This window comes from Cytobacillus sp. FSL K6-0129, assembly GCF_038007625.1.
GTDB lineage: Bacteria > Bacillota > Bacilli > Bacillales > Cytobacillaceae > Cytobacillus > Cytobacillus kochii.
Window position 1 is genome coordinate 311,866 of sequence record NZ_JBBOXM010000001.1, and the last position, 24,638, is coordinate 336,503.

A 24,638-nucleotide genomic window follows, 5' to 3' on the forward strand; every position below is an offset into this window, starting at 1 on the left:
GGCGATAAGCCATGTTTTCTCATAAAATTTTATTTTTTAATGCGGGAATATGATAAAATATAAAATAATCTTAGTATACTATCCCTAGCTCGCTCTCATAGCTGAAATACGACTGAAAGATAGTCGCTCACTTGTTTGTTAGCTGAAAGGTAAACTAAAAAATATCAATCATTATGTTGGCCGGAAGGAGAAATGGTTATGACAGAGAAAAAAGACTTCCATGTAGCTGTAGTAGGAGCAACAGGAGCAGTAGGTGAGCAAATGTTAAAAACATTGGAAGAGCGTGCTTTTCCGATATCAACGTTGAAAGTATTATCTTCGTCTCGCTCAGCTGGGAAGAAGATTCAATATAACGGTAAGGAATATACTGTAGAAGAAGCTACACCTGATAGTTTTGAAGGTGTAGATATTGCCTTGTTTAGTGCAGGGGGAAGTGTATCCAAACAATTAGCTCCAGAAGCGGTAAAGAGAGGAGCAATTGTGGTTGATAATACGAGTGCATTCCGTATGGATGAAAATACTCCACTCATCGTACCTGAAGTAAATGAAGAAGACTTGCATAACCATAATGGCATCATTGCCAATCCCAATTGTTCAACCATTCAAATGGTTGTAGCGCTTGAACCGATTAGAAAAGCATTTGGTTTAAATAAAGTGATTGTCTCCACTTATCAAGCAGTCTCTGGCTCAGGGCAAGCAGCTATTGATGAATTGCAAGAGCAAACAAGAGCGATCCTAGATAATCAAGCATACACGCCTGAAGTATTGCCAGTAAAGGGTGATAAAAAGCATTATCAAATCGCTTTTAACGCCATTCCTCAAATAGATAAATTTGTTGATAACGGTTATACATTTGAAGAAATGAAAATGATTAATGAAACGAAAAAAATTATGCATCTGCCTTCTTTACCAGTCGCTGCGACTTGTGTTCGTCTACCCGTAGGAACTGGTCATTCTGAATCTGTGTATTTTGAGATTGATCAGGAAGGCATTAACGCAAAGGATATAAAAGCTTTGTTAAGTACCGCACCAGGTATAGAACTACAAGATGACCCTGAACAGCAAATTTATCCAATGCCAGCAGATTGTGTTGGTAAATCAGAAGTGTTCGTCGGTCGTATTCGCAATGACTTAGATGAGCCAAAAGGGTTCCATATGTGGGTCGTTTCTGATAATCTACTAAAAGGTGCAGCCTGGAATTCTGTACAAATCGCAGAAAGTCTTGTTAAATTAAAGTTAGTGAAATAAATTGCAATTACTCGAGGTGTTAAGATGAAAATCGTCGTTCAAAAATTTGGCGGTACATCGGTAAAAAATGAAGAAGGCAGGAGTCATGCATTAAGGCATATTAAAAATGCCGTTCAGGAAGGGTTCAAAGTGGTAGTTGTTGTTTCTGCAATGGGAAGAAAGGGAGACCCTTATGCAACAGACACGTTATTATCACTTGTTGGTGCGCCCCTTGCCAAAATCAATAAACGTGAAACAGATTTATTACTATCTTGTGGAGAAGTTATTTCAAGTGTTGTATTTACGAATATGCTTTTAGAAAATGAGCTAACGGCGACCGCATTAACAGGTGCGCAAGCTGGTTTTCGTACAAATCATGATCATATGAATGCGAAAATTATTGATATGAAATGTGAACGTTTAAAAAACGAGTTAGAATTACATGATGTTGTTGTCGTTGCAGGCTTTCAAGGATCAGCTAGAAACGGTGATACAACGACGATTGGACGTGGCGGTAGTGATACTTCAGCAGCTGCGCTAGGTTCTGCCCTTAATGCAGAGTGGATTGATATATTCACAGATGTTGAAGGGATTATGACAGCTGATCCGCGGATTGCACAGAATGCACGTTCTTTGGATGTCGTAACTTATACGGAAGTTTGCAATATGGCTTATCAAGGTGCAAAGGTTATTCATCCACGAGCAGTTGAAATCGCGATGCAATCAAAAATTCCCATTCGTATCCGTTCCACTTATACAGACGGTTTAGGGACGCTAGTTACGGCTGTTACGAAACAAAGTAGAGGAACAGATATAAAAGAAAGGCCGGTTACCGGGATTGCACATGTAGCGAATATTACGCAAATTAAAGTGGTTGCTAAAGAAAATCAGTATGACCTACAATCAGAGGTTTTTAAGGCAATGGCTAAAGAAGGCATTAGCGTTGATTTCATTAATATTTATCCACATGGAGTAACCTATACAGTGACCGAAGAAATGACCGATAAAGCGATACAAATTTTAAATGGATTAGGTCATGAACCAAAAGTGGAAAGAGGCTGTGCGAAAGTTTCAGTTGTCGGTGCAGGTATGCAAGGTGTACCTGGTGTTGCCTCTAAAATTGTAACAGCACTTTCGGAACAAGGCATTAGAATTATGCAATCAGCAGATAGCCATACGACTATTTGGGTTTTAGTTGAACAAGAAGATTTGCCGAAAGCAGTCAATGCACTCCATGATGCCTTTCATTTAGAAAAAGATCAAGTAGAAATGATATAAGTGATTATTAAAAAGAGGTGTAAAAATGGTTTTATTCGGAAGAGTTTCAACAGCAATGGTTACGCCATTCGATATCAATGGGCATATTGATTTTGCAAAGACAACTCAGTTGATCAATCATTTGATTGAGAATGGGACAGATTCTCTTGTTGTTGCTGGAACAACAGGCGAATCACCTACGTTAACGAAAGAAGAAAAGCTTGCTTTGTTTAAACATGTAGTGAAGGTAACGGATGGACGCGTGCCAGTTATTGCCGGTACAGGTAGCAATAATACTTACTCATCCATTGAATTAACGAAAAAAGCAGCAGAAATTGGTGTAGATGCCATCATGTTAGTCGCTCCTTATTATAATAAGCCAAACCAAGCTGGCTTATATGAACATTTTAAAGCGATCGCAGCAAGTACAGATTTGCCTGTTATGTTATATAATATTCCAGGTCGATCATCTGTTAATATTGCACCTGAAACAATTATTGAACTATCCAAAATTAAAAATATTGTCTCTGTAAAAGAAGCGAGTGGTGATCTTAATGCAATGACGAAGATTATCGCTGAAACAGATGACGATTTCTTGTTATATAGTGGCGACGATGGTATCGCTTTACCAGTCTTATCCATTGGTGGAGCAGGTGTTGTATCAGTGGCCTCACATATAATCGGCTCTGAAATTCAAGAAATGGTGCAAGCATTTTTAGTTGGACACTATCAAGAGGCTGCAAAATTGCACCAATCCTTACTACCAATAATGGAAGCGATGTTTGCAGCGCCAAGTCCTGTACCAGTTAAAACCGCTTTGCAGGTCAAAGGCCTTGATGTCGGTTCGGTGCGTTTACCAATGGTACCACTTTCTGAACAAGAAAGAGCTACACTGATTGCCATTATTAAATAGTTAGCAAAAAAATCTGAACGTTCATTCCCACCTTAGGGTTTGAATTGTTCAGATTTTTTTTGCGATGCCATAACATATTTACACTGGATAGTGGAGTAAAAAGGGGGCTCTTCGTATATTTCACACAAATCTAAAATATATTGAGCAAACATAAGTAGTGCAGCTATCCTTGGAGAAGTTTTCGCATACTAGCTGAACTAGAGATATTTAAATCTTTGATCACTACTATTTAGTCCTTGTTAAATCCAAACCCAATATATCAATCTGGATGAAGGAAGTTTACACGTTTCTTGAGTCTTTTACGTTCTCTTTTTTAAAAGCAAGACTAACTGAATTATTAAAAACTTGATATTAGGTATCACTTTTTGAGGAGAGTATTTGCTAAAGTAAAATTATCCTTTATTGTGCCGTCTTCTTTAATTACTAAAGTGTTTAATTACTTAATTTAACTGGATAAATTGCTTAATAACCGCAAAAATGCATAAATTTGGTTGTTATTATTTTCTTAGTTAAAGTATAATGGGAATAACTGATTTTGATCGGGTGAATGAACTATAGGAGGATACATAAGTGAAAAGACAGAACGAAAGCATCAAGTTAGCAGCACTAGGTGGAGTTGGTGAATTAGGAAAGAATATGTACATAATCGAAGTTGATGAGGATTTATTCGTAATCGATGCAGGTTTAATGCTTCCAGAGAACGAAATGCTTGGAATTGATACGGTTATTCCAGATTTCACCTATCTTATTCAACAAAAAGATCGTGTGCAAGGAGTATTTTTAACCCACGGACATGAAGACCATATTGGAGCTTTATCTTATTTGCTTCGTCAAATTGAGGCCCCGGTATACGGAACTAAGCTTACGATTGCGTTAGCAAAAGCAAAAATGAAAGAGCAAGGATTTAAAGGGAAAGCTAAACTAGTGGAAATACATAGTGATACTGAACTACACTTTGATCATTGTGAAATTTCATTTTTTAAAACAAATCATAGCATCCCAGACAGTGTTGGGGTATGTATTCATACCTCACAAGGCAGTATCGTCTACACTGGGGATTTTAAATTTGACCAAGCGGCTGGCCCACTTTATAAAGCCGAAATTGGAAAAATGGCTAAAATCGGAGAAAATGGCGTTTTGTGCTTATTATCTGATAGTACAGAAGCAGAAAAGCCGGGCTACACAAAATCTGAAGCTGAAGTATTAGATGATTTAGTGAAGCATTTTTATCAAGCAAAAGGGAGAGTCGTAGTAGCTACATTTGCGTCTGAGTTAATTAGGATTCAACAAGTATTTGACGCTGCGAAACAGACTAACCGAAAAGTAGCAATAGTAGGAAGAAGTTTGCAAAAAATATATGATATTGCCATCAGATTAGGGTTTTTGGATATTTATGAAGACGTAATGGTTTCTATGAACGATGTGAAAAACTTGGCAGATGAAGAAATCATTTATTTAGTGACAGGTACGCAAGGAGAGCCAATTGATGCGCTGTATAAGATGGCGAAAAACTCTCACCGTCAAGTGCATATTCAATCTGGAGATTATGTGATATTCTTTGCTTCTCCTTTGAGAGGTTCGGAAGTTTATTTATCAAAAACAGTTGATGTATTGTTCAGGGGCGGAGCACATGTGGTCTCAGGTAAAGGGAGTTTTAATACATCTAGTCATGGTAGCAAAGAAGAGCTTAAATTCATGATTAATTTAATGAATCCGAGATATTTCTTTCCTGTTCATGGAGAATATAGGATGTTAAAGGCACATGCAAAAGTAGCTGAGTCGACTGGTATGGAAAGTGAAGCTATTTTTATTCCTGAAAAGGGAGAATTATATGAAATAGCAAAAGGAACCATGAAAAATGTGGGGAAAATCCCAACCGGACATGTATTAATTGATGGCAGTGGTGTAGGTGATGTTGGTAATATTGTCCTTAGAGATCGTAAGTTATTATCTCAAGATGGAATATTACTTGTGGTTGTTACGTTAAACAAAAAACAAAAAATCATTTCAGCAGGACCAGAAATTATTACAAGAGGCTTTGTTTATGTTAGAGAATCTGAAGAATTACTTGCAGAAGCAAGCAAATTGGTAAAAGAAATTGTTGAAGCCAAACTATCGAAAGAAGCTTTTGACTGGTCAGGTATCAAACAAGATATGAGAGAAGGTCTCAATCAGTTCTTATTTGATAAAACAAAACGTCGTCCGATGATCTTACCGATAATTATGGAGTCCTAAAAAAGCAGGCAATTACGTATTCGTGGTTGCCTGCTTATATTTTTATTTCGATAATAGATATCTTCGTTTCTAAAAGCATTAGTAGAATGAAAATCCCATCCCTGTTCATACTAAATATATAAAAGTTTGAAGGGAGAAGTCTTATGGATTTTGAAATGAATGGGAACGATCAAGAGCAACAACCTAAAGAAGATAAACAATCGCCTTTAATGGAAAAGATACAGCAATTAGGTCAAACAAATGTACCGCAACTATCTCAAGATTCCAAAATTCACTGTTTGACTATCGTTGGACAAATAGAAGGGCATTTACAACTACCGCCACAAAATAAGACAACAAAATATGAACATCTTATCCCTCAGATTGTAGCCATTGAGCAAAATCCAAAAATAGAAGGTTTGTTAGTAATATTAAATACTGTAGGTGGAGATGTAGAAGCAGGATTAGCACTTGCTGAAATGTTAGCATCATTGTCGAAACCTACAGTTTCAATCGTGTTAGGTGGTGGACACTCAATAGGTGTACCTATAGCCGTATCTTGTGATTATGCCTATATTGCTGAATCAGCAACGATGACCATCCACCCCATTCGGTTAACCGGCTTAGTAATTGGGGTGCCACAAACTTTTGAGTATTTAGATAAAATGCAAGAACGCGTCATTAACTTTGTAACAAAACACTCACAGATTACTGAAGAGAAGTTTAAAGACTTAATGTTTGCTAAAGGAAATTTGACAAGAGATATTGGAACGAATGTGATTGGTGCTGATGCTGTTGAATTTGGTTTGATTAATGAAGTAGGTGGTATTGGCCCAGCATTAAAAAAACTTGAGGAGTTAATTGAAAACAATGAACATCAGGAGGGGCTTGTGCAATGATTTTATATACAGCCATGCCAAGTGAATGGATATACCAAGCTGAACCATCTGAATATGCGAAACAAAAAGTGGTTAACTTTGAAGGTATCCCGTTACTAGTGGAATTAACTAGTGGTTCTGAATATCGTGTAATCCAAGTAATGAGTACGGACCCAAATGATTTCATGAATGAAAATATTGGACCTGGAGTAAAAATCACCCTCAGTTAAGTAAAAGATGGATGAAATTATGCTATAATAAATGAACAAACGTAGAGCAGCCACTAAAAGGCTGCTCTCTTCTTTCATGCATCATTCAAGTACTTATAAATCAGGTGATAAAATGGCGAAAAAAAAGAAGCGTAAAACGCGAAAAAAGCAACAAGTGAGACAAACTTTAAAATATGAATTAACTGCTCTAGTGATGCTCGCATTAGCAGTGATTGCTATAGCGAAATTAGGGGCAGTAGGTGGAGCAATCGTACTTTTTTTCAGGTTTTTTACCGGCGAATGGTACATGCTTTGTTTAATTGGATTAGTGATTTATGCAGGATTTCTAATGTGGAAAAGGGAGAGACCTGATCTCTTTCATATGAAATTAGTGGGCATGTACTTCATCATTAGTGCACTTCTTTTATTAAGTCATGTAACGTTATTTGAATTACTTTCAAATGGGGGAGCATTTACCGACCCAAGTGTAATCATGAATACATGGCGTCTCTATTGGGGTGAGGTGACAAATCAAGCCAGCACTTCAGATTTAGGTGGAGGCATGATTGGAGCATTAATGTTTGCCGTTTTCTATTATTTATTTGATGAAGCTGGCTCAAAAATTATTGCATTCCTCTTGATTATCGTAGGAATTATATTAATTACAGGGAAAACTTTTGGCCCTGCGATGGGCGATATGACCATTTCATTTGCTCAATTTCTAAAAAAACAATGGCTAGCATTTCTTGATGATGTAAAAGGTTGGGTAAGTAAAAAGAATAAGCGCAATGCTAAACCTCGTACGAGAAGAAGTAAAGAGAATCAAGAAGAGCGGGCAATAACAATCCATAACAGCTCAGAAGACATGGATAAAGACAATACACCAGAAGAACCAATTATTTCTAGTTTTTCTCAAAATGCTTATAATCAAGAACAAGATGTTACAGTCCCGGTACAAGGGATAAGCGAGAGACAACCGGAGGACGAAGAGCAGCAAGATGAGACTGTACCACCGATTACATTTACAGAAGTGGAAAATAAGGATTATAAACTACCACCAATGAAATTATTAAAGGCACCTAATCACACCGACCAAAGCGGTGAATATAAACTTATTCATGATAATGCAGCAAAGCTTGAGAGAACCTTCCAAAGCTTTGGTGTCAAAGCTAAAGTAACCCAAGTTCATCTTGGACCGGCAGTAACCAAATATGAAGTACATCCTGATGTAGGTGTGAAAGTGAGTAAAATTGTTAGTTTAAGTGACGACTTAGCACTTGCTTTAGCAGCAAAAGATATCCGAATTGAAGCACCAATTCCAGGAAAATCAGCTATCGGGATAGAGGTACCGAATTCAGAAGTTGCGATGGTTTCCTTAAGAGAGGTCATTGAACCTAAAGGTAAAGATCGCAATGATTCAAAACTATTAATCGGTTTAGGAAGAGATATTACTGGCGAAGCTGTCACGGCAGAGTTGAATAAAATGCCGCATTTGCTCGTCGCTGGAGCGACAGGAAGTGGGAAGAGTGTTTGTATTAATGGCATTATTACTAGTATTTTAATGAGAGCGAAACCTCATGAAGTGAAATTGATGATGATTGACCCAAAAATGGTAGAGCTTAATGTATATAATGGCGTCCCACATTTATTAGCGCCTGTTGTGACAAATGCCAAAAAAGCTTCTCAAGCACTGAAAAAGGTTGTAAGCGAAATGGAGAGAAGATATGAATTATTCTCCCATACAGGCACAAGAAACATAGAAGGTTATAATGAATTTATAAAAAGGCAAAATAAAATAGAGGAAGCTAAGCAACCACTACTCCCTTACATCGTTGTTATTGTTGATGAGTTAGCGGACTTAATGATGGTTGCTTCATCGGATGTTGAGGATGCAATCACTAGATTAGCACAAATGGCTAGGGCAGCTGGTATTCATCTAATCATTGCGACTCAACGTCCTTCAGTAGATGTCATCACCGGTGTGATAAAAGCAAATATTCCATCAAGAATTGCGTTTGCTGTTTCTTCTATGACGGATTCAAGGACGATTTTAGACATGGGCGGAGCAGAGAAGTTATTAGGAAGAGGCGATATGTTATTTATGCCAGTCGGCGCATCAAAACCTATTCGGGTACAAGGCGCATTTTTATCGGATGATGAAGTAGAAGAAATTGTTGATTTTGTCATTGGTCAGCAAAAAGCGCAATATCAAGAAGAAATGATTCCCGATGATTTACCAGATTCACAAGCAAGTGAAGTTGATGACAAATTATATGATGAAGCAGTTGAGCTTGTCATTGAAATGCAAACAGCCTCTGTTTCCATGTTGCAAAGGAGGTTCCGTATCGGTTATACGCGAGCAGCGAGGTTAATTGATGAAATGGAGCTGCGAGGAATCGTCGGACCTTATGAGGGAAGTAAACCAAGAACAGTACTCGTCAGCCAAAGTATGGATGAGGCATCTTCTTAAAAATATATTTAACGCTTTTTAGCAACACAGCTTTAATCAACAATTGAAAGAAAGTATGTACAAAGAATAGGTTAATATTTATTATAAATATGACCTATTCTTTTTTTAAAAGGTTTCTAAAATATTTTAGTAGCATTTGATTTTTATCAAAAGAAGCCTATAACGAAAGGGAAAATAAATAAACAAAACTCTTTAAGACATCAACTATGAGTCAACAAATGTGAAAAATATTCACTTTTTTCACTATCTTTTTCGACATTTTTTGAAAAATATGTTTCTTTATATTTAGAAAAATGGTATAGTATTTTCGATTAGTAGAGATGATTGAACATCAGAGGTCTGATGTCTTGAGATTTGGATTTGGAGGAGCACAGCATGTCTATTAAGTCAGATAGCCGCCATTTGTATTTACAAGTAATTGATCGTTTGAAGCAAGATATTGATAAAGGAATTTATAAAGAGAGAGAAAAATTACCTTCAGAATTTGATCTTGCCAAACAATTAGGTGTCAGTCGTGCGACATTAAGAGAGGCATTAAGGATATTAGAAGAAGAGAATGTCATTATTCGTAGACACGGTGTCGGCACGTTCGTAAATACAAAGCCATTATTTACATCAGGAATTGAACAGTTAAATAGTATCACTAATATGATTACCCAAGCAGGTATGCAACCTGGGACTATATTCCTTAGCTCAGAGACGCAATGTCCAAGTGAGGAAGATATCAGACTTTTTTCCTGTTCAGCAGATGAAGAAATCTTAGTAGTAGAACGGGTGAGAACGGCAAATGGTGAACCTGTTGTTCATTGCTTGGATAAAATGTTGGCGAAGCATATTCCAGACTCTATCTCTTGGGAAAAAGAATCTATTTTTGAAAATTTGGAAGAAAAAACAGGCAGAAGAATTACATATGCGGTCTCTGAAATTGAACCGATTGGTTATCACGAGAAGGTCTCACCTATTTTAGATTGTAGCCCTGAGACAGCTCTACTCGTTCTTAAGCAGATGCATTACACTGAACAAGACGAGCCATTACTCCTCTCGGTTAACTATTTTAGAGCAGACAAATTTAGCTTCCATGTTCTTAGAAAACGGATTAACTAATCAATCATACTCATCTACTAATGTAAACCAATTCCTTAAGGGGGAGCAAAATGAAAAAACGTAAACTTGGATTAGTACTTTCTTTTGCACTAGCAGCAGGTACCATTTTAGGAGCATGTGGTTCTTCAGAAGAAAACGAAAAAGGATCAAGTTCAGAAGGCAACAAAGAAGAGTCATTCACGGTTGCAATGGTAACAGATGTTGGTGGCGTAGATGATAAATCATTTAACCAATCTGCATGGGAAGGGATTAAAGCTTTTGGTGAAGACAATGGCTTAGAAGAAGGTAAAGGTGGATACACTTACCTTCAATCCCAATCTGATGCTGATTATGCAACAAATTTAAATAACTTAACTCGTCAAAAATTCAATTTAGTGTTTGGTGTTGGAGCGATGATGCATGATGCGATTGCTGAAATTGCCGAACAACAAAAAGATAGCCAATTTTCAATTATTGATTCAGAAGTAGAGGCAGATAATGTAGCTAGCATTATGTTTAAAGAACAAGAGTCAGGTTTCTTAGCTGGTGTCGTTGCTGCAAATGCAACAAAAGGGGATACAGTTGGTTTTATCGGCGGTATGGAACTTCCTGTTATTGAACGCTTTGAAGCAGGGTTTATTGCAGGTGTTAGAGCTGTAAATCCAGATATTAAAGTAGAAAGCAATTACTCAGGTGCATTTGACAAAGCAGAGCTTGGTCAATCAATAGCCTCTAAGATGTATGCTTCTGGCATTGATGTCATCTTCCATGCGGCTGGTGGAACAGGTAATGGATTATTCAAAGAAGCACGTGACTTAAAAGGAAAAGATCCAGAGAGAGAACTTTGGGCAATTGGTGTTGACGCAGACCAATCAGCAGAAGGGGTAGTCGGAGATCATAATATTATCCTTACATCTGCTATGAAACGTGTAGACGTTGCTGTACAAGATATCGCTACTAAAGCAAAAGATGGGAACTTCCCTGGTGGCGAAACTACTGTTTACGGTTTAAATGAAGATGGAGTGACTTTGGCACCAATCAACGAAGAGTTCGCTGCCAAAGCGGAAGTTGAAACACAAGTAAACGAATGGATTGAAAAAATTAAGAGTGGAGAAGTTACTCCTCCTCAATCAGTAGAAGAAGCGAAGGCATTTACAGCAGAGTAATGAGGAAAGGAATAAGGGACTTGAAATCTCTTATTCCTTTTTAACTTAAAAGGTTAATTGAAAAGAATAACAAATTATCCTTTTCAATTAGGTTTTTAAAGATAAGCCTAAAATTTCATTCATGGATGTTCAATCAATCATAAATAAAAAGCGAGGTCTGACCTCTAACTACATAAGGGTAAGGAGTGGAGAGGGTGGAATATGTTATTGAAATGCTCAATATTCGTAAAGAGTTTCCGGGTATTGTAGCGAATAATAATATCACACTTCAAGTTAAACCAGGAGAAATTCATGCGCTCCTCGGAGAAAATGGTGCAGGAAAATCAACGTTAATGAATGTTTTATTCGGTCTTTATCAACCTGAAAAAGGGGAGATTAAAGTCAGGGGAAACATTGAAAAAATCACCAATCCAAATGTCGCGAATGAGTTGGGTATTGGGATGGTTCATCAACATTTCATGTTAGTTGATAAATTTACAGTAACAGAAAATATTATTTTAGGGAAAGAGATCACATCAAAAGGTAAAATTGATTTAAAAGAAGCGGAAAAAGTAGTTAGCGACATTTCACAAAAATATGGTTTATCGGTAGATCCAAAAGCAAAAATTGCAGATATTTCTGTAGGAATGCAACAGCGTGTTGAGATTCTAAAAACACTTTATCGAGGAGCAGATATCCTAATATTCGATGAACCTACTGCAGTGCTAACACCACAGGAGATTGCAGAGCTTATTCAAATAATGGGTAAGCTGATTAAAGAGGGTAAATCTATCATTCTGATTACTCATAAACTAAAAGAAATTATGGAAGTATGTGACCGAGTAACGGTTATTCGCAAAGGTGAGGGAATCGGAACGCTAAATGTATCTGAAACAAATCCCGATGAATTAGCTAGTTTAATGGTTGGTAGGGAAGTGACGTTTAAAACTGAAAAAACAGAAGCTATGCCGAAAGAAGCGTCATTAGAAATACAATCGCTTACAGTAAAAGATTCTCGCAATATCGCAGTTGTAGACAATTTAAACTTAACAGTCAGAAAAGGGGAAATTGTCGGTATTGCAGGTGTAGATGGTAATGGACAAACAGAATTGGTAGAAGCAATTGCAGGATTAAGAAAAGTAGAAAAAGGGTCAATTCTGTTAAACAATAAAGAAATTACTAAATTAAATACAAGAAAAGTAACTGAATCAGGTATTGGACATATCCCGCAAGATCGCCATAAACATGGCTTAGTATTAGATTTTACAATTGGTGAAAATATGGTGCTACAAACCTATTACCAACAGCCTTATTCGAAAACAGGTTTGATGAATAAGAAAGCGATTTATGACCAAGCAAATAGATTAATAGAAGAATATGATGTACGAACACCAAGTGAATATACACCAGCTCGCGCTCTTTCTGGAGGTAATCAGCAAAAAGCGATTATCGGCAGAGAAGTAGATCGTAATCCAGATTTATTAATTGCCTCACAACCGACTAGGGGGCTTGACGTGGGTGCAATTGAATTCATCCATCGCAAGTTAATTGACCAAAGAGATCAAGGTAAAGCCGTGCTGTTAGTTTCTTTTGAAATGGACGAAATCATGAATGTGAGTGACCGTATTGCTGTTATTTTTGAAGGGGAAATCATTGCAATGGTTGATCCCAAGGAAACGACAGAGCAAGAGTTGGGCTTATTAATGGCTGGTTCAACGAAGAAAAAGGTAGGTGATGGAAATGTCTAACCGTATGCAAAACATATTAATACCAATCATTGCCGTGCTTCTTGGCATCATTGTCGGGACTATTTTAATGATTGTAACAGGTTATGATGCTATTGCAGGGTTTATAGCTCTGTGGAATGGTGCATTTGGTGATGTTTATTTTTTCGGTGAAACCGTTAGACAAATCATCCCCTATATATTAGCTGGCCTTGCAGTTGCATTTGCTTTTAAAACAGGCCTTTTTAACATCGGAGTTGAAGGGCAATTAATTGTTGGTTGGTTAGCTGCTGTTTGGGTAGGTGTAGCTTTTGAACTACCGAAGATCATTCATTTACCTTTAGCTGTGCTAGCTGCTGCTTTAGCGGGGGCGATTTGGGCATTTATACCTGGTTTCTTAAAAGCACAATATCGTGTTCATGAAGTTATTGTCACAATTATGTTGAATTATACTGCACTTCATATTACGAACTATATTATTCGAACAAAATTGTCAGAAGGTAGTGATAGTTCGGACCCAATTGCTGAAACAGCAAGTCTTCGTTCACCTTTATTAGAATCTTTAACAGATTACTCTCGTATGCACTGGGGAATTGTTATTGCCATTATTGCTGTTATTATTATGTGGTTTATTTTGGAGAAAACAACGAGAGGATTTGAGTTGAAGGCTGTTGGCTTAAATCAACATGCTTCAAATTATGCAGGCATGAATGTTAAAAAGAATATTATTCTTTCCATGGTGATATCTGGAGTTTTTGCTGGTTTAGCTGGTGCAATGGAGGGGCTTGGGACTTTCGGATATGCCGCTGTGAAAAGTGGATTTACTGGAGTCGGCTTTGATGGTATCGCTGTAGCTTTATTAGGTGCTAATTCACCGATAGGCATTGTTTTGGCGGCGATTCTTTTCGGGAGCTTGAAGGTTGGTGCCCTTAATATGCCACTAGAAGCAGGCGTTCCGAACGAGTTGGTTGATATTATTATTGCTTTAATTGTTTTCTTTGTGGCTTCAAGTTATATGATTCGATTACTCATAAGAAAGATTAATAAGAAGGGGGTGAAGTAAGTGGGTATCATGGAAATATTAATGATTATTGTGCCAACTACTTTACTTTGGGCAGCACCCCTTATTTTCACCGCGTTAGGTGGAACTTTCTCAGAACGTTCAGGTGTAATTAATATTGGATTAGAAGGATTAATGGTAATAGGTGCTTTTACAGCAATTGTCTTCAATTTATCGTTTGCCGATGTATTAGGGGCATCGACCCCGTGGGTTTCGCTATTAGTAGCCATGCTTGCTGGAGTCATTTTTTCAGCTATTCATGCGGTAGCATCCATCACTTTTAGAGCGGATCAAACTGTTTCTGGTGTCGCAATCAATCTGTTAGCAGTAGGAGTTACCTTATTTCTAGTAAAATTTATTTATGATAAAGGGCAAACAGATATCATTCAAGAGAGCTTCAGTAAAATAGATATCCCGCTTTTAAGTGATATCCCGTTTATTGGCCCGATATTCTTTTCTAATACGTATTACACTTCGTTTGTAGCAATCATTTTCGCTGTGGTTGCTTGGTATGTCATTTATAAGACAAAATTCGGTCTCAGATTACGGTCTGTTGGCGAACATCCGATGGCCGCAGATACTATGGGGATTAATGTGACAAAAATGCGCTATTATGGCGTATTACTTTCGGGAGCGCTAGGTGGTATAGGTGGTGGTGTATATGCCCAAGCGATCTCTTCTGATTTTGGTCATGCGACAATTAGTGGACAAGGATTTATGGCATTAGCTGCAATGATATTTGGGAAATGGCATCCCTTAGGAGCAATGGGTGCAGCGATATTCTTTGGCTTTGCCCAAAGTTTGAGTATTATTGGTTCTAGCTTACCGCTATTAGAGAATATCCCAAATGTCTATCTACTTGTTGCACCATATGTATTAACGATTATAGCACTCACTGGATTTATAGGTAGAGCAGATGCGCCAAAAGCTTCTGGGGTACCGTATATTAAAGGAAATAGATAATAAGTAAAGTCTCGGGAGATTGGCCCTGAGACTTTTATTTTACTTATTTTCTCCTATAGATGTCTGCAAGATTAGCATAGGATGGTTATTAACGTATATAATAGAAAATATTGTTTTCTTTTCATACATATACTAAAAAGATGACAAAATAGGAAGAAGTGCGATTCAAATAGTATGTTTTAAGGTAAAAAGGAATAAGGAGGTTTATTAATGAATATTACAACAGAAACAGTTAAAGAAATTGATGGTGTTAAGCTCCATCAAATTAAAACAGATAAATATAAAACAAATACGATTGTTTGGAAAATGAAAGCGCCTTTAAGTAAAGATACTGTCACACTAAGGGCTTTATTACCGCATGTGTTAGAAAGTAGTAGCGCTGCATATCCTACTACGGCTAAGTTGAGGGCATACTTAGATGAGCTTTATGGCGCTTCCTTATATGTGGACCTCTCAAAAAAAGGGGAGTACCACATTATTTCTATGACTATTGAAATGGCAAATGAAAAATTTCTATCTGATCAGACCCCATTACTTAGAAAAGCTTTTGAATTACTTTCAGAGCTTTTACTCCATCCATTATCCAATAATGGAGCTTTTGACCGAGAGGTGGTTGAAAGTGAGAAAAGAACATTAAAGCAGCGGATACAAGCAGTTAATGATGATAAAATGAGATATGCTAATTTACGTCTTGTACAAGAAATGTGTAAAGATGAAGCCTATGCGCTCCATGTACACGGTGAATTAGATGATTTACCATTAATTACAGAATCGTCTCTTTATCATTATTACGAAAAGGCTCTAGCTGAAGATGAGCTTGATTTATATATGATTGGTGATATTGATACGAATGAAGTTGAACAATATGTTCGTGAATTATTACCTTTAAAAACTCGATCTATTAAAGAAACCTCAATGGCGAGAGCAAACGATTTGATTGAGCCAGAAACGATTAAGGAAGAGCAGGATGTGAAACAAGCGAAATTAAATATTGGTTATCGTACTGGTATCACTTATGGTGATCCTGAATATAGTGCGTTACAAATATTTAACGGAATTTTTGGCGGATTCTCCCACTCAAAATTATTTATTAATGTAAGAGAAAAAGCTTCTCTAGCCTATTATGTCGCCAGTCGTTTGGAAAGTCACAAAGGTCTATTGATGGTGATGTCTGGAATTGACAACAACAGCTATGGGCAAGCAACTTCTATTATTGAAGAACAATTAGAGGAAATGCAGAAGGGTGCCTTTACAGAAGAAGAGATTACGCAGACAAAAGCGGTTATTAAGAACCAAATGTTGGAAACGATGGATACGGCAAGAGGTGTCGCAGAAGTGCTCTATCATAATATCGTTTCTCAACAAAAAATGGACTTAACTGAATGGATGAATGGAATGGAAGCAGTTACAAAGGAAGACATTATAACTGTAGCTAAGAAAGTTCAGCTTGATACAATTTACTTTCTTCATGGAAAAGAGGTGCAAAAATAATGGAACAAATCGCATTTGATCAGCTTCAAGAAAAACTCTATTATGAAAAAATGGCCAATGGGTTAGATGTCTATGTCCTACCGAAAAATGGTTTTAATAAGACTTTTGCAACATTTACGACAAAATACGGATCGATCGATAATCACTTTGTTCCGCTTGATAAAAATGAACCAGTTAAAGTACCAGACGGTATCGCCCATTTCTTAGAGCATAAAATGTTTGAAAAAGAAGATGGAGATGTGTTTCAACAATTTAGTCGCCAAGGTGCATCTGCCAATGCATTTACTTCATTTACTCGCACGGCCTATCTTTTTTCAAGTACGTCAAACGTTCAAGAGAATTTAACTACATTGATTGACTTTGTCCAAGACCCTTATTTTACTAAGGAAACGGTAGAAAAAGAGAAAGGCATTATCGGACAAGAGATTACAATGTATGATGATAATCCTGACTGGCGTCTATATTATGGTCTAATAGCAAACCTATATCATCATCACCCTGTGAAAATCGATATCGCGGGAACGATTGAAAGTATTTCTCACATTACAAAGGATATGCTGTATGAATGTTATCATACTTTTTATCACCCAAGTAATATGTTGCTTTTTGTAGTGGGTCCAGTTGACCCAGAAGCTGTAATTGCTCAAGTAAGGGAAAATCAGGCTAATAAAAGTTATAGCGAGCAGCCTGCAATTGATAGAATCTTTGATCAAGAGCCGCAAACGGTTGCTGAAACGATAAGTACATTAAGAATGAATGTGCAAACACCGAAATGTATGGTGGGCATTAAAACAAACGACGCCAGCCAGCAAGGAGCGGAGATGCTTAAAAAAGAACTAAGCCTAAATGTTATGTTAGACTTGTTATTTGGAAAAAGTGGGCAACATTACAATGATCTCTATCGAGAAGGTTTAATCGATGATACTTTCTCTTACGATTACTCCCAAGAATCTGGGTTTGGCTTTGCTATGATTGGCGGAGATACAAGTGACCCAAATAAACTTGCTGAAAAAGTGAAAGAGATTTTATTGCAGTCTACGAATGGTGCAAATTGGGATGAAGCGGCACTTCAACGCTCAATCAAGAAGAAGATTGGTGGGTTTTTAAGGGCGCTTAACTCTCCTGAATATATAGCCAATCAATTTACTCGTTACTCATTCAATGATATGGACCTCTTTCAAATTGTTCCTTTTCTTGAAAAGTTAACGTTGGATGATATTAATGAAGCGGCAAAAGAATTAATTTCGGAAGAAAGAATGTCTGTGTGCCAAGTTTTACCAAAATAAACAATGCTAGCCCCGTTTTAGGTGGGCTAGCTTGATTTATGTATTTGTTTTTTGGAGGAAAAAAATGAAGAAATTTGTATTAATAACGGGAGCTAGTGGAGATATTGGCGAAGCAATTGCGCAGTTATTAGCGAAAGAAGGTTATTCCCTTTATTTGCATTACAACAAAAATCAGTCTCGTATTGATCAGTTAATGGCTGCTTTGAATACTTATGGCGGTGAATATATTGCTATTTCTGCTGATTTAACCTCAACTGAAGGATATCAAAAAATTGTTAAAAACATTTTTTCACTTGATGCGATCATTCATTGCAGCGGTCATGCTTATTATGGTCTATTAACTGATATGACAGATGCTGATGTCCAACATTTAATGAACGTACACGTCTTAAACCCGATTTTATTAACGAGAGCATTAATGCCAAAACTTGTAACAAAACAAAGAGGAAATATACAGTTTATTTCTTCGATATGGGGACAAACAGGCTCTGCCTGTGAAACTGTCTATTCAGCTGTTAAAGGGGCACAGATTAGCTTTGTGAAGGCATTGAGTAAAGAAGTAGCCTATAGTGGCATACGGGTAAATGCAATTGCTCCAGGTGCCATTGAGTCAAAGATGATGTCCTCTTTTAACGAAATGGAAATGGAAGATATGAAGAATGATATTCCTATCGGTCGGTTCGGTTATCCAAGTGAAGTAGCTCATGCTTGTGCATTTTTACTATCTGACGCCTCTTCTTATATAACTGGTCAAACCATAAGTGTCAATGGTGGCTGGTATACATAAAGAATGAATAATTTATTTCTCCTCGTTGCATGATAATATTGTACGTTCTAATATTTTGCATTTGCACCATCTACCTGTTGAGGCAAATGTCTATAACGAGGAGGAAATACAAATGTCTGTACTAGATAATTGGCAACAATGGAAAGATTTTTTAGGTGAGCGTTTAGAACAAGGTCAAGATCAAGGGATGAATCAATCTACGGTAAGTGAAATTGCTTATCAAATTGGAGATTATCTTGCTGGTTCAGTAGAGCCGAAAAACGACCAAGAGAAAATTCTTGCTGATCTTTGGTCTGTCGCAAGTGAGGAAGAACAACATGCGATTGCTAATTTAGTTGTGAAATTAGTACAAAAATAATTAGCGGGTATGGGAAAAGCAATGAAGGTGTATATGCCTTTAATTGCTTTTTTCTTATTTTACATATATTTTTACGAACGAAAAGGATTTTCCTTTCATATTAGTGGAAAATCATATATTATAGAACCTAGATTTAATTAAAAATAAATTAATATTGTGTAATAAGAATATCTGGAACTGTAGGCGAATAAGGAGTGTTTTAGGTGGAGAAAAAAGAATGGTATTTCGAATATGAAATCCAAAAAAACAGACCTGGATTACTCGGAGATATTTCATCATTGTTAGGGATGCTTTCCATCAACATTATTACGATTAATGGAGTTGATCAAGGTAGGCGTGGAATGTTGATCCTTGCTAAAGATGATGACCAAATCGTTCGATTGGAATCAATATTAAAGACGATGGATACGATTAAGCTCATTAAACTAAGAGAGCCAAAGCTTCGCGATCGGCTGGCTGTGAGACATGGGAGATACATACAGAGAGACGCAGATGATAAGAAGACTTTTCGATTTGTCAGAGATGAGCTCGGTCTTTTAGTAGATTTTATGGCAGAATTATTTAAGAAGGAAGGCCATAAATTAATTGGTATTCGTGGCATGCCTAGGGTTGGAAAAACAGAATCTATTGTGGCATCAAGTGTTTGTGCGAATAAACGATGGCTGTTTGTTTCGTCAACGTTGCTTAAACAAACGATTCGCAATCAATTAATTGAAGATGAGTATAGCGATGATAATTTATTTATCATTGATGGGATCGTTTCGACAAAAAGAGCAAATGAACGTCATTGGCAGCTTGTGAGAGAGATAATGAGACTCCCAGCTATTAAAGTAATTGAACATCCTGATGTTTTTGTGCAAAATTCAGAATATACTTTGGATGATTTTGATTATATTATCGAGCTTCGTCACGACCATGATGAAGATATCGTCTATGATGTAGTCGAACGTAACAATCATAATATGTTCTCCGATACAGGCTTCGGAGGTTTTGATTTTTAGTAATGTTGGAAGGTGTTAGTTTTGACAGAATTAGGTAGTCGTTTGAAAGAAGCACGTTTACAAAAAGGGATGTCTCTTGATGAGTTACAGACAGTTACAAAAATACAGAAAAGATATTTAATCGGCATAGAAGAAGGTAATTACCGTATAATGCCGGGTAAATTTTATGTGCGTGCTTTCATTAAGCAATATGCAGAGGCAGTGGGCTTAAATCATGAAGAGCTGTTAGATGAGTATAAAAGTGAAATTCCAGCAACATCCAATGAAGATATTCCAGAGAAACTTTCACGTGTGCAAACAAGTAAGAATATCTCTCCTTCAACTTCGAAGTTTTTAGATCTTTTACCAAAAGTTTTAATTATTGTCTTTATCATTGGTGTTATTGCTGTCATTTATTATTTTGTTGAAAATAACGTGTCTAATAGTGATAAGCAATCAAATGAAGACAATAATAATCCAGGTGCAATTGTTGAAAATAATATGCCTAAAGATGAGAAACAAAATGAAGATGCTGCTCCTGAGGAAGAAAAAGACGATGCAGCAGATGAAAATGCAGAAGAAGAGGAGAAACCAGTTCAAGAGTTAAGTGTACAAGAATCCTCGGGTAAAAACACTGTATATGAATTGAAAAATACGGATACGTTTACACTATCTTTATTAGCAGAAGGTAAAAGCTGGGTAAGAGTGGCTAGTGCTGATAATGAAACCTTCTATGAAGAAACAATGGAAGAAGGCGTTGAAAAAGAGTTAGATTTAACAGACCAAAAAGAAGTACAAGTAATCATTGGAAATACAACTGCTACTGAAATTAAAATCAATGATGAGAGACTCGAATATGAAGTCTCACCATCAGAGTATGTAAACCAAAACATTACAATCCGTTTTACATCGCTTGGCGAATAGTCATCAACCATTGATGACTATTTTCGTGTTTAGCCCCCTGAGGTGGGAAATATAAATAAATCCTAACATTGTATCGCAAATTTAGGCTTTATGACTTTTTTTTGATAAAATATGATCATCCCACCAAGGGAAGAATTACATAATTACCGGAGGGAACTTATGAATTTACCAAATAAGATAACGATTTCAAGGATTTTGTTAATACCGATTTTCATTATTATTATGTACAACCCTTTCTCATGGGGAGACATGAATTTTATCGGTGTGACGCTCCCAATTGCTCATTTTGTTGGCGCGCTTATTTTTATATTCGCTTCCGTTACAGATTGGATTGATGGATATGTAGCGAGAAAATATCAATTAGTAACCAATTTAGGGAAATTTTTAGACCCTTTAGCAGATAAGTTATTAGTTTCCAGTGCATTAATCATCCTTGTAGAATTAGGGATGGCTCCCGCTTGGATTGTGATTATTATTATTAGTAGGGAGTTTGCAATAACTGGTCTTCGCCTGATTTTAGCAGGTGGTGGTGAGGTAGTTGCAGCGAATATGTTAGGTAAGATTAAAACTTGGACGCAAATTATAGCTGTATCTGCGTTATTGCTGCATAATACAATCTTCGCATTGATTCCATTTGACTTTGCGACATTTGCTCTATGGGTGAGCATGGTGTTTACTGTTTGGTCTGGCGTTGATTATTTTATTAAAAACAAACATGCCTTTACCAATTCAAAATAATAGGAGAGTGGTCATCATGAATGCTGAAATTATTGCGGTTGGCTCTGAGTTGTTATTAGGACAAATTAACAATACGAACGCCAAATTTTTATCACAGCAGTTAGCTGACCTTGGTGTGAATGTTTTTTATCATACGGTCGTCGGAGACAATGCGGGGCGGTTAGAGTCTGCTATAAAAATTGCTGAAAATAGAGCTGAACTCATTATCTTCACTGGTGGGCTTGGTCCGACAAAAGACGATTTAACAAAAGAAACCATTGCTAAGCATTTGCAAACAAATCTCGTAATGGATGATACAGCACTGGCGTCTATTGAAGAATATTTTAAACGGACGAATCGACCAATGACTGAAAATAATCGTAAGCAAGCCTTAGTTCTTTCTGGTGCGAAAGTACTTCCTAATGATTACGGTATGGCACCTGGTATGTTTTATCAGACGGAAAATAAGCAATATATGCTTTTACCTGGGCCACCAAAAGAAATGGAACCGATGTTTTTGAAATACGGATTTTCTGCAATAAAATCACAATCAGTAGAAGAAGCAGTTATCTCGTCGCGTGTCCTTAGATTCTTTGGCATTGGTGAAGCAATGCTAGAGGCGGAAATAGAAGATATACTTGATAACCAAACAAACCCGACGATTGCGCCGTTAGCGGGAGATCATGAAGTTACATTGAGGTTGACAGCCAAACATCATAATCTTGATACTGCTTTAACACTTTTGGAAGAAAAAGAGAAAGAAATTATGGCAGTAGTAGGAGACTATTTTTACGGTTATGATGATACGTCGCTCTTTAAAGAGCTCTCAAAAAGAATGCAGGAAAAGAAATTAACCCTGTCTGCTGCGGAAAGTTTAACTGGGGGCATGTTTCAAGAAACATTTACATCGATTCCTGGAGCTGGTGGGCTAATAAATGGTGGCGTCGTTTGTTATACAAATGAAGTAAAAGCTAAAGTACTCAATGTAAAGCTAGAGACAATTAAAAATGAAGGTGTTGTCAGTGCTACATGTGCAAAGGAACTTGCGGAAAATGTCGCCAAGTTAATGGAAAGTGACATTGGTGTAAGCTTTACGGGTGTTGCCGGACCTGATGAATTAGAAGGCAATCCAGTCGGTACCGTTTATATAGGGATTTATCACGATGGTGAAGCAAGAGCTGAGAAGCTCAACCTTGGTGGTTCCCGCACATCAATCAGAAAGAGGTCATCTCTTTATGGCGCCTATTTTCTATTGAAATCCTTGGCGTAGTGAGGCGTTTTAGATACTGAAGGAAGTAAGTAGTTGAAGAAATCCGGACAATGATTAACGTTGTTCGGATTTCTCACTTCTAAAGAAGCAATAGATGCTTGTTATGATCGGCTAGGGTGCCAATATAGCTAAAGGAATAGTCGGAGATTAAAAGAAATTTGAAGTTTATACTGAGAAAGAGGTTTGATTAATGGATTTCTATCTGGCAAAACGATCATTTTTCCAAAAAAACCAACCGATAAAAAAAACGAATGGATGTTCGATTTTTTCCTCGACAAAGTCATAAAAAAAAGCTATAGTATAAATATGAAATCGAAAGACCTAATGATAAATTTATCATAGATAATCGAAATTTAAAGGAGGAAATAGCATGAGCGATCGTCAAGCAGCCTTAGATATGGCGTTGAAACAAATAGAAAAGCAGTTTGGTAAAGGCTCGATTATGAAGTTAGGAGAACAAGCAGAGCGTAAAATATCCACTATTCCAAGTGGTTCATTAGCTCTAGATACCGCTTTAGGAGTAGGTGGATATCCGAGAGGACGTATCATCGAAATTTACGGGCCTGAAAGTTCGGGTAAAACAACTGTTGCTCTGCACGCCATTGCTGAAGTACAAGCAGCAGGTGGACAAGCAGCATTTATCGATGCAGAGCATGCACTTGACCCTGTATATGCTCAAAACCTTGGGGTGAATATTGATGAGCTTCTTTTATCACAACCAGATACAGGGGAACAAGCCCTTGAAATAGCTGAAGCTTTAGTTAGAAGTGGTGCCGTTGATATTTTAGTTATTGACTCTGTAGCTGCTTTAGTACCAAAGGCAGAAATTGAAGGGGAAATGGGAGATTCTCACGTCGGTCTTCAAGCAAGATTAATGTCGCAGGCACTAAGGAAACTATCTGGTGCGATTAATAAATCCAAAACGATTGCGATCTTCATTAACCAAATTCGTGAAAAAGTAGGCGTTATGTTCGGTAACCCTGAAACAACACCAGGTGGTCGTGCATTAAAATTCTACTCAACGGTACGTTTAGAAGTGCGTAGAGCAGAAGCTTTGAAGCAAGGCAATGAGATTGTCGGTAATAAAACAAAAATTAAAATTGTAAAAAATAAAGTAGCTCCGCCTTTTAGAGTAGCGGAAGTTGATATCATGTATGGTGAAGGTGTATCAAAAGAAGGGGAAATTATTGATCTCGGATCAGAGATTGATATTGTACAAAAAAGTGGTTCTTGGTACTCCTATAATGATGAACGTTTAGGTCAAGGAAGAGAAAATGCAAAGCAATTCCTTAAAGAGAATACGGAAATTCGTTTGCAAATTCAAGAGAAAATCCGGGAGTACTATGGTTTAGACGTAGATAAATCTTCTAACAGCGATGATGAACAAGAGGAATTCGAACTAATCGATTAATTGAGAGAAAGCAGAGTACAGACTACTGTAACTCTTGTTACTTCGAAAAGAGATATTCACAACTTATAAATATAGTTGAATATCTCTTTTTGTATAGAAAAATCATGCGGTGAAAATCGTCATCTTCTTGAGCTCGTGATTATACATAATAACAGGCATTGTGGACTTATACTCTACCTTCAAGTACTTGACAATGAAATTCTGCGGCTTTACAATTAAAACTGTATAATTTACATTTTTTATATGTTAATTTGCATATTTGTTAAGGGAA

21 protein-coding genes are annotated in these 24,638 nt (G+C 37.0%); all 21 read left to right on the forward strand.

Annotated features, from left to right (window positions below; genetic code table 11):
• The first annotated feature begins 198 nt into the window (after positions 1-198).
• Positions 199-1,248, forward strand: coding sequence for an aspartate-semialdehyde dehydrogenase (asd, locus tag MHI57_RS01580; protein WP_095369479.1), 1,050 nt, complete (start codon positions 199-201; stop codon positions 1,246-1,248).
• 24 nt (positions 1,249-1,272) lie between these two features.
• Positions 1,273-2,505: an aspartate kinase gene (gene dapG, locus MHI57_RS01585; protein WP_307314365.1), complete on the forward strand. Its 1,233-nt coding sequence runs from the start codon at positions 1,273-1,275 to the stop codon at positions 2,503-2,505.
• Between the two features lie 25 nt (positions 2,506-2,530).
• Positions 2,531-3,397, forward strand: coding sequence for a 4-hydroxy-tetrahydrodipicolinate synthase (gene dapA / locus MHI57_RS01590; protein WP_340974597.1), 867 nt, complete (start codon positions 2,531-2,533; stop codon positions 3,395-3,397).
• 570 nt (positions 3,398-3,967) lie between these two features.
• Entirely contained in the window at positions 3,968-5,632 is a 1,665-nt protein-coding gene (locus MHI57_RS01595; RefSeq protein ID WP_218971969.1) for a ribonuclease J, read from the forward strand.
• Between the two features lie 155 nt (positions 5,633-5,787).
• The gene (locus tag MHI57_RS01600; RefSeq protein ID WP_233435397.1) at positions 5,788-6,510 is read left to right on the forward strand and encodes a ClpP family protease; all 723 of its coding nucleotides are present in this window, start codon (positions 5,788-5,790) and stop codon (positions 6,508-6,510) included.
• Positions 6,507-6,719, forward strand: coding sequence for a YlzJ-like family protein (locus MHI57_RS01605; protein ID WP_095369475.1), 213 nt, complete (start codon positions 6,507-6,509; stop codon positions 6,717-6,719). The genes MHI57_RS01600 and MHI57_RS01605 overlap by 4 nt, the downstream gene beginning before the upstream one ends.
• A 112-nt stretch (positions 6,720-6,831) precedes the next feature.
• The gene (locus MHI57_RS01610; RefSeq protein ID WP_340974603.1) at positions 6,832-9,168 is read left to right on the forward strand and encodes a DNA translocase FtsK; all 2,337 of its coding nucleotides are present in this window, start codon (positions 6,832-6,834) and stop codon (positions 9,166-9,168) included.
• A gap of 375 nt (positions 9,169-9,543) precedes the next feature.
• Positions 9,544-10,272 (forward strand): GntR family transcriptional regulator, encoded by a 729-nt coding sequence (locus MHI57_RS01615; RefSeq protein WP_095369473.1) that lies wholly within the window; start codon positions 9,544-9,546, stop codon positions 10,270-10,272.
• 50 nt (positions 10,273-10,322) lie between these two features.
• A complete protein-coding gene (locus MHI57_RS01620; protein WP_095369472.1) occupies positions 10,323-11,417 on the forward strand; it encodes a BMP family lipoprotein in 1,095 nt (364 codons plus the stop codon).
• A 194-nt stretch (positions 11,418-11,611) separates the two neighbouring features.
• Positions 11,612-13,144, forward strand: coding sequence for an ABC transporter ATP-binding protein (locus MHI57_RS01625; RefSeq protein WP_095369471.1), 1,533 nt, complete (start codon positions 11,612-11,614; stop codon positions 13,142-13,144).
• The gene (locus MHI57_RS01630; RefSeq protein ID WP_095369470.1) at positions 13,137-14,183 is read left to right on the forward strand and encodes an ABC transporter permease; all 1,047 of its coding nucleotides are present in this window, start codon (positions 13,137-13,139) and stop codon (positions 14,181-14,183) included. The genes MHI57_RS01625 and MHI57_RS01630 overlap by 8 nt, the downstream gene beginning before the upstream one ends.
• Positions 14,184-15,143: an ABC transporter permease gene (locus MHI57_RS01635; RefSeq protein ID WP_095369469.1), complete on the forward strand. Its 960-nt coding sequence runs from the start codon at positions 14,184-14,186 to the stop codon at positions 15,141-15,143.
• 210 nt (positions 15,144-15,353) lie between these two features.
• Positions 15,354-16,634, forward strand: a complete 1,281-nt coding sequence (gene yfmF, locus MHI57_RS01640) for an EF-P 5-aminopentanol modification-associated protein YfmF (RefSeq protein WP_307314356.1) — start codon at positions 15,354-15,356, stop codon at positions 16,632-16,634.
• Positions 16,634-17,920, forward strand: coding sequence for an EF-P 5-aminopentanol modification-associated protein YfmH (gene yfmH / locus MHI57_RS01645; RefSeq protein WP_340974612.1), 1,287 nt, complete (start codon positions 16,634-16,636; stop codon positions 17,918-17,920). The genes yfmF and yfmH overlap by 1 nt, the downstream gene beginning before the upstream one ends.
• Before the next feature lie 64 nt (positions 17,921-17,984).
• Complete coding sequence (ymfI, locus tag MHI57_RS01650; protein WP_340974614.1) at positions 17,985-18,707, forward strand: elongation factor P 5-aminopentanone reductase; 723 nt, start codon at positions 17,985-17,987, stop codon at positions 18,705-18,707.
• 112 nt (positions 18,708-18,819) lie between these two features.
• Entirely contained in the window at positions 18,820-19,065 is a 246-nt protein-coding gene (locus tag MHI57_RS01655; RefSeq protein WP_095369466.1) for a DUF3243 domain-containing protein, read from the forward strand.
• Between the two features lie 203 nt (positions 19,066-19,268).
• Positions 19,269-20,066 carry a DUF3388 domain-containing protein gene (locus tag MHI57_RS01660; protein ID WP_095369465.1) on the forward strand — a complete coding sequence of 266 codons (798 nt, stop codon included), beginning with the start codon at positions 19,269-19,271 and terminating at the stop codon, positions 20,064-20,066.
• A 12-nt stretch (positions 20,067-20,078) separates the two neighbouring features.
• Positions 20,079-20,969, forward strand: coding sequence for a helix-turn-helix domain-containing protein (locus MHI57_RS01665; protein WP_095369464.1), 891 nt, complete (start codon positions 20,079-20,081; stop codon positions 20,967-20,969).
• 159 nt (positions 20,970-21,128) lie between these two features.
• Positions 21,129-21,707, forward strand: coding sequence for a CDP-diacylglycerol--glycerol-3-phosphate 3-phosphatidyltransferase (gene pgsA / locus MHI57_RS01670; RefSeq protein WP_095369463.1), 579 nt, complete (start codon positions 21,129-21,131; stop codon positions 21,705-21,707).
• A gap of 16 nt (positions 21,708-21,723) precedes the next feature.
• Positions 21,724-22,956 carry a competence/damage-inducible protein A gene (locus tag MHI57_RS01675; protein ID WP_307314351.1) on the forward strand — a complete coding sequence of 411 codons (1,233 nt, stop codon included), beginning with the start codon at positions 21,724-21,726 and terminating at the stop codon, positions 22,954-22,956.
• A 370-nt stretch (positions 22,957-23,326) separates the two neighbouring features.
• Positions 23,327-24,367, forward strand: coding sequence for a recombinase RecA (gene recA / locus MHI57_RS01680; protein WP_095369461.1), 1,041 nt, complete (start codon positions 23,327-23,329; stop codon positions 24,365-24,367).
• The last annotated feature ends 271 nt before the right edge of the window (positions 24,368-24,638 follow it).

What these genes read in the sequence shown, in the direction of transcription:
- ymfI (WP_340974614.1), top strand. Translation starts at nt 17,985, where the DNA reads ATGAAGAAATTTGTATTAATAACGGGAGCTAGTGGAGATATTGGCGAA.
- MHI57_RS01615 (WP_095369473.1), top strand. Translation starts at nt 9,544, where the DNA reads ATGTCTATTAAGTCAGATAGCCGCCATTTGTATTTACAAGTAATTGAT.
- recA (WP_095369461.1), top strand. Translation starts at nt 23,327, where the DNA reads ATGAGCGATCGTCAAGCAGCCTTAGATATGGCGTTGAAACAAATAGAA.
- dapA (WP_340974597.1), top strand. Translation starts at nt 2,531, where the DNA reads ATGGTTTTATTCGGAAGAGTTTCAACAGCAATGGTTACGCCATTCGAT.
- asd (WP_095369479.1), top strand. Translation starts at nt 199, where the DNA reads ATGACAGAGAAAAAAGACTTCCATGTAGCTGTAGTAGGAGCAACAGGA.
- yfmF (WP_307314356.1), top strand. Translation starts at nt 15,354, where the DNA reads ATGAATATTACAACAGAAACAGTTAAAGAAATTGATGGTGTTAAGCTC.
- MHI57_RS01675 (WP_307314351.1), top strand. Translation starts at nt 21,724, where the DNA reads ATGAATGCTGAAATTATTGCGGTTGGCTCTGAGTTGTTATTAGGACAA.
- MHI57_RS01630 (WP_095369470.1), top strand. Translation starts at nt 13,137, where the DNA reads ATGTCTAACCGTATGCAAAACATATTAATACCAATCATTGCCGTGCTT.
- MHI57_RS01620 (WP_095369472.1), top strand. Translation starts at nt 10,323, where the DNA reads ATGAAAAAACGTAAACTTGGATTAGTACTTTCTTTTGCACTAGCAGCA.
- MHI57_RS01600 (WP_233435397.1), top strand. Translation starts at nt 5,788, where the DNA reads ATGAATGGGAACGATCAAGAGCAACAACCTAAAGAAGATAAACAATCG.
- dapG (WP_307314365.1), top strand. Translation starts at nt 1,273, where the DNA reads ATGAAAATCGTCGTTCAAAAATTTGGCGGTACATCGGTAAAAAATGAA.
- yfmH (WP_340974612.1), top strand. Translation starts at nt 16,634, where the DNA reads ATGGAACAAATCGCATTTGATCAGCTTCAAGAAAAACTCTATTATGAA.
- MHI57_RS01655 (WP_095369466.1), top strand. Translation starts at nt 18,820, where the DNA reads ATGTCTGTACTAGATAATTGGCAACAATGGAAAGATTTTTTAGGTGAG.
- pgsA (WP_095369463.1), top strand. Translation starts at nt 21,129, where the DNA reads ATGAATTTACCAAATAAGATAACGATTTCAAGGATTTTGTTAATACCG.
- MHI57_RS01605 (WP_095369475.1), top strand. Translation starts at nt 6,507, where the DNA reads ATGATTTTATATACAGCCATGCCAAGTGAATGGATATACCAAGCTGAA.
- MHI57_RS01610 (WP_340974603.1), top strand. Translation starts at nt 6,832, where the DNA reads ATGGCGAAAAAAAAGAAGCGTAAAACGCGAAAAAAGCAACAAGTGAGA.